Here is a 12,775-nt window from a genome sequence, read left to right on the forward strand (position 1 = left end):
AATCACGTCTTTTTAGTTTAGGTTATTGCAGACTGCCGCCTCCAATAGGAAAATTTACTAGTGCGTAGTTACTCGTCAATCCAATTTTTTAATTACCGCAGTACATTCATAAGGGAAAACATCGCATTTTTTATTCAAAATGCTATATCCAATTGCCTGGAATCTCGAATAGCGTTGCAGGACATATGCAGTGATTGGCCCATTTCTTCGTATTTCATCATTCAAACTAAATAAATATGCTGTTTTGTAACGGTTGCAGTCCATTAAATATTTAGTTATCGTATCCGTTTTTGAGTTAGATACATCCTCGTCTCTGACTATACTATAGACCTTACAGTGCTGGTTAAGGGTGTCAAGTATGGCGGACATTTTGGCGTAGTTCTTCTTACTTAATTTGCACAGTACGCTGTCAATATTTATTGGTCGATCATTTACTATCAAATACAAATTTTCATAATCAATGGAATTGGTATTCATAAGGTTAGAAGAATAGATATCAGTTATGGCGACAATAAAGCTATTATCACTTGATATTATTTTTTGAGAAAAGCCGGAACTGAACGTTCCAAACAAAAGACCAATCATTAAGGGGACTATGCGTAATTTTTTCATTTGAATATACCGGTTTGGTTATTTTTAATGCTTCCATCTGTCAGGAAGCATTTGCCTTAGTTGGCTTGTTTTGGTTGTGGGCAGTCGTCCTGGAATATCTTTAAGATACTCCCAGGGATTTACCTGTTGTTTTTTGCAGCTTGCCAGTAAAGAGTAAAATAGTGCTAGGCGTTTTCCACCTTCATTTGAACCGGCGAACAAGAAGTTTTTGCGACCCAGTGCCACTGGGCGGATGGCATTTTCAACGGGGTTGTTGTCGATCAGTAGTCGGCCGTCCGTTGCATACAGCGATAATCTATCCCATCTGGGGAGGCTGTATGCGATTGCCTTGCCAATAGGACTCTTGGGCAATACCTGCGAGTAGTTTTCCTGCAGCCAGGCTTTCAACCGGTGCAATACCGGCTGGGCTTCCAGCCGGCGAAGGTCCAGGAGTTGACCGGCGGACATGGCCGCTTCTTTGGCCCTACGCTCAATCGCATACAGCAATCGCAGTTCCGTAAGAAAGTGTTCCGCCCGTGGCTTATCGTTATCCAATGCCTTTTCAAAATACCGGCGGGCATGCGCCATGCAGTGCATTAGCGTGATTTCTTTTCTGCCTCCTATGGACGCGTGTTCATACACTCCGTGTCCGTCTGTTTGCAGATAGCCGCTATAGTCTTTGAGTAAATGAACCGGTCCTTCCTTTCCACGTCCCGGTTGGAAGTCATAAAAGATCAGTTGATCCGGAGGGCTATGATAAGCCCATAGATAGCCTGTATGGGCGGCACCTTTGGTCTCCCCATTGAGAACCGGCAAGGGCGTCTCGTCTGCCTGTACATAGTCCCCGCCTAAGACCACTTTGATCAGCTCTTTTCCTAATGGTTGCAGCAGATCAGCCGTTGCATCCAGCCAGCCGCTAATGGTGCTCGCCGATAGTTTAACCCCATCCCGTTGGTAGCGTTTGATCTGCCTATAGATCGGCAGATGATCCACATGCTTGTCCACCAGGATCTGCGCCAGCAGACCGGGAGCTGGTATTCCCTTCTCGATAGGGAAGTCAGGAAGAGGGGCAATGATCACCTCTGTATAGCCTGTCCCGTCTGTTACGACCTTGGCGTACTTGGGACGGATATATCGACGTACCAGCAATTTGCCGGGTGTATAATCTAACTGTTCGGTGATTTCTTCGCCGATCTTTTCTAGTCCGGAGGTATCCTCCATTGGTTCCTGAACAATATCTACTTTTGGCAAATGGGCCGGAAGAGCGTGACGGCCGGTAGGCTTTACTTCGGTCGCCTGCTTTTTAATCACCTTCACTTCCTGGGTAATGATCGGTGGCGGGACTGCTTCGGCCATGAGTTCAGCCAGATTAAGCTGAGCAGTCGGGGGCAGTGGCAGGAAGCGTTCCGATTTACGACCGAACAGCATTCGTTTCATATCCCGCAGTTCATAAGTCAGCAGGGTGACCTGCTCCAACAGCAGCTTGTTTTGGGCTTCCAGTTTTACTATGTATGCTGACTGATCCACTCGGTGCAAATGTACTATCCCCGGTAGGTTTAGACAAACAGGAAGTCCATTTGAGAACCGCCCAAAATGTGAATAACTGACCTTCTTTTTTTGATCTCGAAAAGCAAACGACTTATCCTTGCACTTTTCCGGGTTTGCCGCCGGAAGACAGCGATATAAACCATTGTGGAGGCACTCCCCTGGCGATTTTCCCCTATCCTTTTCTGATGCCATGTGGAAAAGTTTTTCAACTATCACCCCGTTAGCCGGTACCGGGGCCGGTGTTTGATAGATTGCAGCTGGATGCCATCCAAAACCAGCCTCAGCTGAAGTGCTGTCAGCGTAACGACAGAATCCGTTCCCGAAGTCGGCAGCTCGAACAGAGCAGACAAGCTATAAATTATTTGACAAGCATTGACAGCGCAATAATGATAAAAAAGCTACAGTAAAACACGATCAAAGCAATGTTCGCCTTTATTCGAAGTTTTTTTTCTTTCTCGTCCCCCTTTTTGGTGCTTAATGGTAACAAAACCTCTATGCCGAAGCTTCGAAATGCAAGAATTGAAAATATCGATTTATTTTTCTCAGGTTCTCTAATTTTAGAATCGAGGCCGATTTTAGACAAAAATGAGATTGAAAGCGAAATGATAAATGGAACAAAATATAGCGACATTTATTTCATTTTTATCGTTTTAGCGTCGGCACATTTATTACATTGGAAGTGTTATCCGCTGGATTGGCAACTAGGGGCATTGTATACATTCCAGGGCTATTGGTCCCGATACTCAGAGACACTTCGAATCCAACGCCCAATGCAAATTTAAATGAAAAAATGTCTATATCCGAGCCGACATAGTTACTACCGCCATTCGCATTGGGCGTACTTGTTGCAGAAATAAACGGCATTTTTGAGCATCAACGTAGTTTTTGTCCCATTTTGTGGCAAGGCATTTGGATCAAAGGGACGTTGGGTTTCGATTTGCCCCTCATAGCCATACGCAGCAATATCGCCGCCGCCTCCAGTTCTATAACTTGGGTCGGTCTTATTATCAACCACTTTGCTATCACGAATTCCGGCCAGATCATGTTCGTTCGTTTTTGAAGCTGTCGAAAGCCCTATACCCATAATTTTTATCTGACCCGAGGTGCTACCCTTGGTGACAGCTGCAGTAAATTTTATACCCGAAGCGTGAATATTCTCCTCTTTAGCGTTTATTTTCGTTGCCTGCTTGTTCAAATTTTGTATCGCAGGAGTTGAAGGTTGGAATTGCCGACCCAACGCGACGCGGGTAATGGTGGCCTTTGCTGGTTTGGGCGCACTATCTGCCCGGTCTCCTAAGAAATCACTCTTAAGGATGGGATTATTTTCCATAGCTGAATAAGGACTCTCGGATTCGGTAGGTTTCGAGTCAATTTGCCACCATCTCCCCAACTGCGCATCAAGCTCTCGTAAATGTGTCTCATACATCTCCAACCCTGATCCAACCGAGAACTCCTTATTCTGCAGTTCCGAACCCTTGTTGTATCGATACTTATTCTCAGCGTAATTGGACTTAATCGCTTTATCACTTATCCCTGCCATGGTCAACCCGAACGGATAATAGTGCGTCTCCTCCAGCATCGGCCCGCTAAAATGCTCCACCGACAAATTATCAAAGAAAAATTCGACAAAAATTACCGTGGAAAAACGGTGCACATTTGCGCAACTCCGCAATGTTAATTGCGTATCACCCGCCCTCTACCCCGCCCGCAGCGCCGCCGCCGGATCGGTCCTCGCCGTGAGCAGGCAGACCACCAGACCTGCGGCCAGACCGGGGATTTTGTTACAGGGACCCATGAAATTCCCCGCTTCCTGAAATTAATCATTCCCCTCCTTGACACCCGTCATCCCCGGGGCGACGCCCTCCCGCTATCTTCGGGCATAAATTTCCAGGTATGAGAAGTCGCGCCGGCTTTTTCATGGCCGCCGGAGTCCTGCTCCTGGCCGCCTGCAACGGCAATCACCTTCCTTTTGATGCGGAAGGCATTTTCGAGGCCGATGAGGTCATCGTCTCTCCCGAGGTGGGAGGTAGACTGCTGACGCTGACCCCCGAGGAAGGCTCGGTGCTGGCAAAAGACAGCCCCGTCGCCGTGATCGACAGCATCCCCTTGCAGTTGCAAAAGCTGCAGGTACAGGCAACGATCAGCTCGCTGAGCGAAAAAAGGATGGACGTACGGCCCCAGGTCGAATGGATCCGCGAACAGATCGCCGCCCAAAAGCTCCAACTGGCCAACCTCGAAATGGAACGCAACCGCACCCGCAAGCTGATCAGCGCCCAGGCAGCGCCGACGAAACAGCTGGACGACTACAATATACAGATCGACCTGCTGAAAAAACAAATCGACGCCAACGAACAACAGATAAAGGTGCAGGAGACGACGGTAGGCACGCAGAACAGCTCGGTGATGAGTGAAGTGAAACCCCTGCGCCGGTCCGTCGCCCAACTGGACGACCAGCTTCACCGGACCATCGTGCGCAACCCTGTCAACGGCGTGGTGCTGACCAAATACGCCATGGCCGGCGAAGTGACCGCACCGGGAAAAGCCCTGTATAAGATCGCCGACCTCTCCATCATCACCCTCCGGGTCTATGTTACGGGGACCCAGCTGTCGGGGCTTAGGATCGGCCAACCGGTACGCGTTTTCGCCGACGACGGCCCCAGCCACTACCGCGAATATCCCGGTTTCATCACCACGATCTCGGACAAGGCCGAATTTACCCCCAAAACGATCCAGACCAGGGAAGAACGGGCCGACCTCGTCTACGCCGTCAAGATCCACGTGAAGAATGACGGCTACCTCAAGATCGGCATGTACGGCAACATCATATGCAAGACACAGCAGTGATAACAGCCAACCGGCTGACAAAACATTTCGGCGACTTTGTCGCTGTGGACTCGATCAGCTTCGACGTGCGAAAGGGCGAGATCTTCGGATTCCTCGGCGCAAACGGGGCGGGAAAGACCACCGCCATGCGCATGCTCTGCGGGCTGTCCCTGCCCAGTTCGGGCGATGCGACCGTTGCCGGCTTTGACGTCTACCGTCAAACCGAACTGATCAAACGCAACATCGGCTACATGAGCCAGAAGTTCTCCCTCTATGAGGACCTTACCGTGCGCGAGAACATCGAATTCTATGGCGGCATCTACCGGCTCAGCGACGCCGCCATCCGAAGTAAATCGGCAAGCCTGCTCGAACAGTTGCAGATGACCACGGAGGCCAACCGGCTCGTCCGGTCGCTGCCGCTGGGGTGGAAGCAAAAGCTCGCCTTCTCCATCGCCGTCGTCCACGACCCGGCGATCGTCTTCCTCGACGAGCCGACCGGCGGCGTGGACCCCATCATGCGCAAGGAATTCTGGGGGATGATCTATGCTGCCGCCGAACGGGGGATCACGGTCTTTGTAACCACCCACTATATGGATGAGGCCGAATATTGCAACCGGGTGTCGATCATGGTCGACGGCAGGATCGAAGCCCTCGACAGCCCTGCGGCCCTGATGCAGCAGCATGCGGCGTCCTCCATGGACGAAGTGTTCCTTCACCTGGCGCGAAAGGCAACAAGAAAGGAGTGATCATGAAACAACTACTCGTTTTTGTCGGAAAAGAATGGCATCATATCTGGCGCGACCGCCGGACCTTGCTGATACTCATCGGAATGCCGGTGATCCAGATCGTACTCTACGGGTTTGCGCTGACCAATGAGGTCAAGAACAGCAACATCGCTGTGCTCGATGAAGCGCAGGACGCCTCGTCCATCGCCCTGACCCAGGAGATTGCAGCGAGCCGGTATTTCCACCTGCGCGAACGCATCACCAGCCCCCGCCAAACAGAGGCCGTGTTCCGCAAAGGCCGCATCCGCATGGCCATAGTGATCCCGCGGAACTTCCGCGAAGATCTGCTTCACACCCATCACGCACAGGTGCAGTTGCTGGCCGATGCCTCCGACCCCAACACCGCAAACACCCTGACCAACTATGCTATGGCGATCATCAACGACTACCAGTCCCGGGTGAATTCGGGTCAGCCCCTCCCCTATACGATCCATACCCAGCTGCGCATGCTCTACAACCCCGAGCTGAAAGGCGCCTATAACTTCGTACCGGGGGTAATGGCCATGGTGCTGATGCTCGTCTGCGCCATGATGACCTCGATCTCCATCGTCCGGGAAAAAGAAATGGGAACCATGGAAGTGATCCTGGTCTCGCCGCTAAAGCCTTTCCGGATCATCCTGGCCAAAACCATCCCCTACCTGCTCATCTCCTTCGTCAACATCGTCAGCATCCTGCTGCTGAGCGTCTTTGCGCTGGATGTGCCCATCGCAGGCAACCTTTGGCTGCTGGTCGGCGAAAGCATGCTGTTCACGGCGCTCTCCCTGTCCATCGGCATCCTGATCTCCAATTCCACGCGGACCCAGCAGACGGCGATGTTCACCTCGATGATGAGCCTCTTCCTGCCGACGCTGATCTTCAGCGGCTTCCTCTTCCCCGTGGAGAATATGCCGGCGCCGCTCCGGGTCATCGCCAACCTCGTCCCCGCCAAATGGTATTTCATTATCATCAAGGACGTGATGATAAAAGGCACCGGCCCGGGGACCGTCTGGAAGGAAACCCTGGTGCTGGCAGGGATGACGACGGTGCTGCTGGGCATCAGCATCCATAACTTCAAAAACCGCCTGGAATGAGAACCCTTCGATTCCTGTTGCAGAAAGAGCTTCGCCAGATGCGGCGGGACCCGGCGATCTGGCGGATACTGTTCCTGATGCCGGTGATCCAGCTGTTGATCTTGCCGCTGGCAGCGGACTACGAGATCAAGAATATCGACCTGGCCGTCACCGATCACGATCATTCGGAATATTCACGGCAACTGGTGCACAAGATCATCGCCTCCGGGTATTTCCGGCTGACGGCGTCCGGCCCGGCTTTTGCGGACGCGCTTCACTCCGTCGAACGCGACAAGGCCGACCTGGTGCTGGAGATACCCGCGCATTTCGACCGGGATGTGATAAAGGACGGCTCGGCCACGCTGCTCATCGCAGTCAATGCGATCAACGGCGTCAAGGCCGGCCTGGGGGCAGCCTATCTGCAGACCATCATCCAGGATTTCAACGGGGAACTGCGGCAACGATGGATCTCACCAGCCGCGATGAATCCGGTCCCCATGATCGACGTCCAATCCAGCGACTGGTTCAATCCACATATGAACTACCGGTTCTTTATGGTGCCCGGCATCCTGGTGATGTTACTGACAATGATCGGCTCGTCCTTCGCCTCCAACAACATTGTCCGCGAGATCGAGCTGGGGACGATCGAACAGATCAACGTGAGCCCGATCCGCAAGACCCATTTCATCCTGGGAAAGCTGATCCCCTTCTGGCTTCTGTCGATGGTTATCCTTACGCTGGGCCTGACCATCGCCCGCGTGGTGTACGGCATCGTTCCGCTGGGACACTATTACACGATCTATCTTTTTGCGGGTGTGTACCTGCTTTCCGTGCTTGGGCTGGGTCTGCTGATGTCCACGTACGCGCAGACGCAACAGCAGTCCATGCTGGTATCCTTTTTCATAACAATGATCTTCAACCTGATGAGCGGACTCTATACGCCGGTCGAAAGCATGCCGGACTGGGGTCAGTGGATCTCGCGGTTCACGCCCGTGAGCTATTTTATCCAGGTGATCCGGATGGTGGTGCTGAAAGGCAGCGGCGTAAAGGACATCCTGCCGCACCTGGCTGCCGTTCTTGGCTTTGCGGTGTTCTTCAATACCTGGGCAATCATCAACTATAAAAAGAGAGGGGCCTGATCATGAAAAAAAAATCGACAAAACTATTTTTGGCGGCGCTGGTCATCGCGATGGCGCTCGGGCCCGCACCTGTTACAGGACAGCCGCCGGCAGGGCAGTCGCCGGCCACGGCGCAGACGCCGGAAACCCTTGGCATCTGGGACGCCTACCGGCTGTCCAGGCAGCACTATCCTTCCTCCAAACAACGGGACCTGATCGGCCAGACCCGGGAATATACACTGCAAAATGCGGCAAGAGGGTACCTGCCGCAGCTGAGCTTCGGCGGCCAGGCGACCCTGCAGTCGGAGGTGACGAGCCTGCCGATAAAACTGCCGGTGGCCGGACTTAGCCTGCCCCAATACAGCAAAGACCAGTACAAAGTATATGGAGAGATCGACCAGGTGATCTACGACGGCGGACTGATCCGCAACCAGCAGGAGGCGGCGCGGGTTTCGGCGGAGATAGCGGAAAAAAGACTCGACGTCGAACTGCACGCGGTCTTCGACCGGGTGGACCAACTGTATTTCGGCGTGCTGCTGCTCGACGGGCAGATCAAACAGAATGCACTGCTGCAGCAGGATATCGCCAACGGACTGGAGAAGATGCAGGCGATGCTGGACAATGGCACCGCCTACCAACGCGGCGTCGACGAACTGCAGGCGCAGCTGTTGCAGACACGTCAATCACTTACTTCATTGCACACCGCCCGGAAGGCATATTACAACATGCTGCTGATGCTGACAGGACTGCCACCGGATACCCCGGTAAGGCTTGTCGAACCCCCGGAGCTGGCGCTGCAGACTTCCATCAGCCGCCCGGAACTGCAATGGTATGAATACCAAAAACGTAGTTATGACCTGGAGGACGAGGCCGCCTCAGCCGGGCTGCGGCCGCGATTCATCCTGTTTGCCCAAGGCGGCTACGGTCGGCCGGGTTTGAATATGTTAAACAACAATTTTGCGGGATACGCCATCGGCGGAGTAAGGCTCAGCTGGAACCTCGGCGGATGGTATACCCTGAAACGGCAGCGGCAGATCTCGGCGATCGGCCGGCGTGGATTGGACCTCCAAAAGGAGACCTTTCTGCTGAACACCGGCTTGCAACAGGAGCAAAGCCTGTTACTCATCGCCGGCAATCTCCAGCAACTGCGCCAGGACGACCCTATCGTCCATCTGCGGACCGCGATAAAGAACTCGGCGTTGGTGCAATTACAGCAAGGGGTTCTCAGTGCACACGACTACCTGACGCAAGTCATCGCCGAAGACCAGGCCAGGGAGGCCCGCATCCTTCACCGCATCCAGATGTTGCAATCGGAATATAATTATCAGACCCTGATCGGGGATTAAACGCTCCGTTATGATCGAAGTATCGGGAATCACGAAAACCTACCGCAGCCGCGGGACTATCGTCAAAGCGCTGGACGGCCTGGATTTTTCGGCGGCAAGAGGCGAAGTGTTCGGCATCATCGGCCCGGACGGCGCCGGCAAGACCTCTCTGTTCCGCATTCTTACGACCCTGCTGACACCGGATGCGGGCAGCGCCAGGGTCAACGGACTGGATACCGTGAAAGACTACCGGGCGATCCGGCAGGTCGTCGGATATATGCCGGGCCGGTTCTCCCTCTACCAGGACCTGTCGGTGGAAGAGAACCTGCGATTTTTCGCGGCCATCTTCGGCGTAAGCATCGAAGCCAACTATTCGCTCATCGACGATATCTACCGGCAACTGGAGCCCTTCCGGACCCGCAAGGCCGGCCAGCTATCGGGCGGGATGAAACAAAAGCTGGCCCTTTGCTGTGCACTGATCCACCAGCCCCTGGTGCTCTTCCTCGATGAACCCACGACAGGCGTGGATGCTGTGTCGCGGAAAGAGTTTTGGGAAATGCTCCATCGCCTGAAGGGGAAGGGTATCACTATCCTCGTCTCGACCTCGTATATGGATGAGGCCGGGCTCTGCGACCGGGTGGCGCTGCTCCAGAATGGCCGCCTTCTCTCCGTGGACACACCGGCACAGATCCGCCGGAATTTCGGAAAGCCCTTATGGGCCGTGAAAGCCAGGGAGACGTTCCGGCTGCTGCCTGCCCTGAAGGCCGCCGCCGCCGTGGACAGCTGCTACCCCTTTGGTCAATATTACCACGTGGTCCTGCAACCGGACAAGGGGAGGGATGAGTTGGAGGCGCTGCTGCGCGAAGGCGATTTTACGGAGGTGGACATCCATCCCGCGGAGCCGGGCATCGAAGATTGTTTTATCGCACTGATGAAATGAGGGCCTGCTGATTGCTGCACCTGGCGGAGGGTCCTCCTCACTGCGGCACCAGCCGGTACCCCTCGGTGACCACATAATGCTTCAGCGTGGTGATCTTCAGCTCGGACCCTTTGCCGGTGACATACACCTTCTTCAACTCCCGAAAGGTATTGTTGTTGTCCATCAGCCCGACGATACAAGAGTATTTTTCCGGTCCCTTTTCCAGCACGGGATGCGGCGGGATGCCGACATCGGGAAGCCTGATGGTGTCCTCGCCGGTGAGGCCCTCGAAGTCGACCTTCGCCAGGTATTTCATCGTAAACGGCGTCTCATAGAGCCTCACGGTGAAGTACAGGTCATTGAGCGTATTCTCGGTCTTCACGCGATATTCGGCAACGGGCTCCTTTTTGACGTGGGCCCGGGTCTCGGGGTTTCGCTTGAATAGCGGGAGGTCCCGGCGTTGGGCCAACGGGGTATCCGTTGCCGGGACGGGAACGGGCGCTATGGAAGAATGGCATGCGGAAAGGGCTGCGAGAACGGGCAGCAGGATACGGGACAGGATTGTTTTCGGCATAGTGAATGTTAGTAGGAACGGGAAGATACCAAAAATTCCTGCACCGACCGAACATCATCCGCTGAGCATTTTATGATCGCCAATATCTTTTTTGAACTCTCTTTGTTGACCGTTTTTCGTTTCTCGAGTTTGGAGTAGGCAGGCTGTGAGATCCCCAGCTCTCTTGCAATCCCTTGCTGGCTATAGCCTTTCATCAGGCGAAGCACTTTTATGGTTTGTCCGGAATACATACGGATAAGTTTAGCTTCTTAAATTAACCCTTTTTTTTTGTTAACGACCCCGGACTGCGGTAAAATGGGTTATAAACTATAACCTTCTACGATTGTTTTCGTACTTTATTCCGGTGCAATTTTAGAGACACCATTAAAACCTCCTGGTCATGGCCGAAAGTTTCGACACTGCGCTCAAAAAAGTGGCCGCTGAATATCTCCGCTTATTGAACACCCGGGTTACTGCAACCAGCATCGCCCAACAGATCGAGAATCATCCGGATTATCCAAGCCTGCTGAGCCTCAGCGAGGCGTTCACCCGGTTCCACATCCCCAACGGCGCCTTCGAAGTTGGCGAAGAAGGCTTCGACGAACTCGACTCGCCATTTGTGGCTTTTGCCGACGTCCCCGGCATTGGAAAGGATTTCGTGCTGGTAACCGGCAAGGACAGGGACAAGGTCAGCTTCCGTCACGCCCGGAAGACCGAGACGGTTTCCAGGGAAGAATTCCTGAAACGCTATCAGCAGATCGTCTGGACGGCAGAACCGGACGCGGAGAGCGGCGAGACGGGTTATGGCGAAAGACTGAAAGCGGAACGGCAAAAGAAACGCCGGCGGCTCTACTGGTCGATCGCGGCCGGAGCGATCCTCCTGCTGGGCTTCTTTATCAACCTGCCGGCGGGATCGGCCCTCGCCTTCGGCGGCATCACCCTGCTGAAACTGGCAGGCGCGGGCACTACCACCCTGCTGCTGGCCTATGAGGTCGATAAGAGCAATGCCTTTGTCAGGGACATCTGCAGTGCGGGCAAACAATTCCATTGCGACGCAGTGCTGACAAGCAAGGCGGCACGGATCGGGGGCATCGCCTGGGGCGAGATCGGCTTCTTTTATTTTGGCGCCACTACCCTCCTGTTGTTCGCCGGCGGCCTTTCCTTTGTTCAAAAGACGGCCCTGCTGGCCCTTGGCAACGCGATAGCAGTCCCCTATATCGGGTTCAGCGTCTATTATCAATGGCGGGTATTGAAACAATGGTGTCCGCTGTGCCTGATCGTGCAGGCCATCCTCGCACTGGAAGCGGTTTGGGCGACGCCGTCCTTCTGGTCGTCACCCATTCCATTCTCTACGATCTACTCCACTCCCTTACCGCTGGCGGTGGCCTGCCTGTGCCTGGGAATCGCCGTCGCCGGCTGGTATGGCATCAAACCCTTGCTGATAAGGGCAAAAGACGCCGACGATATCTCATCGGCCTACAAGCGGCTGCAATACAATCCCGATATCTTTTTTGCCCTCCTCCAACAGCAGCCTGCCATACCCGCGGGCTGGGAGAAACTGGGCATCCCGCTCGGGCCCAAAGACGCGGCCACGACCATCGTCAAGGTCTGCAATCCTTTCTGCGGCCCCTGTTCGCGGGCGCACCCCGAATTGGAACATCTCCTGCGCAACTACGATGTCCAGGTGCGGATCATCTTCAACAGCCAGAACAAGGAGGCCGACTATAGCGCCAATGCCGCGAGACACCTGATGGCCATCGCCGAAAAAGGCGACGCGGCGCTGACCCAAAAAGCGCTGGATGACTGGTATGGGATGCCGCGAAAGGATTATGCCGCCTTCGCCGCCCGATACCCGCTGGACGACGGTCTCGAAGCCCAAAATCCCAAACTCGAAGCCATGTATGGCTGGGTGGATGCCGGCGACATCCGCTACACACCTACCTTGTTTATCAACGGCCACAAACTGCCCACTCACTACAAATTACAGGAACTGAAGAATATTCTGTAAGATCTGCTTTGCAAAGGAAGGAGAAGCCGAAAACCTTTAGAAAAGAGTAGGCGTTA

The 12,775-nt window shown here is 53.9% G+C and carries 12 protein-coding genes; 7 read left to right on the forward strand and 5 right to left on the reverse strand.

Annotated elements, in window-relative coordinates:
* Window positions 1-636 precede the first annotated feature (636 nt).
* From tnpC to VHE34_RS22445, 3 genes are all read right to left on the reverse strand, one after another.
* Window positions 637-2,331, reverse strand: a complete 1,695-nt coding sequence (gene tnpC / locus VHE34_RS22435; protein ID WP_325592081.1) for an IS66 family transposase — start codon at window positions 2,329-2,331, stop codon at window positions 637-639.
* Window positions 2,332-2,351: 20 nt separating this feature from the next.
* Entirely contained in the window at window positions 2,352-2,489 is a 138-nt protein-coding gene (locus VHE34_RS22440; protein WP_325592083.1) for a hypothetical protein, read from the reverse strand.
* 467 nt (window positions 2,490-2,956) lie between these two features.
* Entirely contained in the window at window positions 2,957-3,793 is an 837-nt protein-coding gene (locus VHE34_RS22445) for a hypothetical protein (protein WP_325592085.1), read from the reverse strand.
* Window positions 3,794-4,032: 239 nt separating this feature from the next.
* Here VHE34_RS22445 and VHE34_RS22450 point away from each other — a divergent pair, with 239 nt between their 5' ends.
* Genes VHE34_RS22450 through VHE34_RS22475 form a run of 6 tightly spaced genes read left to right on the forward strand, consistent with a single transcriptional unit; the run spans window position 4,033 to window position 10,179 of the window.
* On the forward strand, window positions 4,033-4,983 hold the full coding sequence (locus VHE34_RS22450) for an HlyD family secretion protein (RefSeq protein ID WP_325592086.1): 951 nt from the start codon (window positions 4,033-4,035) through the stop codon (window positions 4,981-4,983).
* Window positions 4,965-5,708 (forward strand): ABC transporter ATP-binding protein, encoded by a 744-nt coding sequence (locus tag VHE34_RS22455; protein ID WP_325592088.1) that lies wholly within the window; start codon window positions 4,965-4,967, stop codon window positions 5,706-5,708. Before VHE34_RS22450 ends, VHE34_RS22455 begins: the two co-directional genes overlap by 19 nt.
* 2 nt (window positions 5,709-5,710) lie before the next feature.
* Complete coding sequence (locus VHE34_RS22460) at window positions 5,711-6,817, forward strand: ABC transporter permease (protein ID WP_325592090.1); 1,107 nt, start codon at window positions 5,711-5,713, stop codon at window positions 6,815-6,817.
* Entirely contained in the window at window positions 6,814-7,935 is a 1,122-nt protein-coding gene (locus VHE34_RS22465) for an ABC transporter permease (protein ID WP_325592092.1), read from the forward strand. Before VHE34_RS22460 ends, VHE34_RS22465 begins: the two co-directional genes overlap by 4 nt.
* A 2-nt stretch (window positions 7,936-7,937) precedes the next feature.
* Window positions 7,938-9,260, forward strand: coding sequence for a TolC family protein (locus tag VHE34_RS22470; RefSeq protein WP_325592094.1), 1,323 nt, complete (start codon window positions 7,938-7,940; stop codon window positions 9,258-9,260).
* A gap of 10 nt (window positions 9,261-9,270) precedes the next feature.
* Window positions 9,271-10,179 carry an ABC transporter ATP-binding protein gene (locus VHE34_RS22475; protein ID WP_325592096.1) on the forward strand — a complete coding sequence of 303 codons (909 nt, stop codon included), beginning with the start codon at window positions 9,271-9,273 and terminating at the stop codon, window positions 10,177-10,179.
* Between the two features lie 37 nt (window positions 10,180-10,216).
* On the opposite strand, the gene VHE34_RS22480 is transcribed toward VHE34_RS22475, so the two are convergent.
* Window positions 10,217-10,732 carry a hypothetical protein gene (locus VHE34_RS22480; RefSeq protein ID WP_325592098.1) on the reverse strand — a complete coding sequence of 172 codons (516 nt, stop codon included), beginning with the start codon at window positions 10,730-10,732 and terminating at the stop codon, window positions 10,217-10,219.
* A gap of 8 nt (window positions 10,733-10,740) precedes the next feature.
* Window positions 10,741-10,962: a helix-turn-helix transcriptional regulator gene (locus VHE34_RS22485; RefSeq protein ID WP_325592100.1), complete on the reverse strand. Its 222-nt coding sequence runs from the start codon at window positions 10,960-10,962 to the stop codon at window positions 10,741-10,743.
* A gap of 149 nt (window positions 10,963-11,111) precedes the next feature.
* On the opposite strand from VHE34_RS22485, the gene VHE34_RS22490 reads away from it, so the two are divergent.
* Window positions 11,112-12,719, forward strand: coding sequence for a vitamin K epoxide reductase family protein (locus VHE34_RS22490; protein WP_325592102.1), 1,608 nt, complete (start codon window positions 11,112-11,114; stop codon window positions 12,717-12,719).
* Window positions 12,720-12,775 lie beyond the last annotated feature (56 nt).

The sequence above is a fragment of the Puia sp. genome (assembly GCF_035546395.1).
In the GTDB taxonomy this organism is placed as follows: Bacteria; Bacteroidota; Bacteroidia; order Chitinophagales; family Chitinophagaceae; genus Puia.

Excerpts from the sequence above, each read along its gene's own strand:
- tnpC (WP_325592081.1), bottom strand. The coding sequence starts at position 2,331 with ATGGCATCAGAAAAGGATAGGGGAAAATCGCCAGGGGAGTGCCTCCAC.
- VHE34_RS22450 (WP_325592086.1), top strand. The coding sequence starts at position 4,033 with ATGAGAAGTCGCGCCGGCTTTTTCATGGCCGCCGGAGTCCTGCTCCTG.
- VHE34_RS22455 (WP_325592088.1), top strand. The coding sequence starts at position 4,965 with ATGCAAGACACAGCAGTGATAACAGCCAACCGGCTGACAAAACATTTC.
- VHE34_RS22460 (WP_325592090.1), top strand. The coding sequence starts at position 5,711 with ATGAAACAACTACTCGTTTTTGTCGGAAAAGAATGGCATCATATCTGG.
- VHE34_RS22465 (WP_325592092.1), top strand. The coding sequence starts at position 6,814 with ATGAGAACCCTTCGATTCCTGTTGCAGAAAGAGCTTCGCCAGATGCGG.
- VHE34_RS22470 (WP_325592094.1), top strand. The coding sequence starts at position 7,938 with ATGAAAAAAAAATCGACAAAACTATTTTTGGCGGCGCTGGTCATCGCG.
- VHE34_RS22475 (WP_325592096.1), top strand. The coding sequence starts at position 9,271 with ATGATCGAAGTATCGGGAATCACGAAAACCTACCGCAGCCGCGGGACT.
- VHE34_RS22480 (WP_325592098.1), bottom strand. The coding sequence starts at position 10,732 with ATGCCGAAAACAATCCTGTCCCGTATCCTGCTGCCCGTTCTCGCAGCC.
- VHE34_RS22485 (WP_325592100.1), bottom strand. The coding sequence starts at position 10,962 with ATGTATTCCGGACAAACCATAAAAGTGCTTCGCCTGATGAAAGGCTAT.
- VHE34_RS22490 (WP_325592102.1), top strand. The coding sequence starts at position 11,112 with ATGGCCGAAAGTTTCGACACTGCGCTCAAAAAAGTGGCCGCTGAATAT.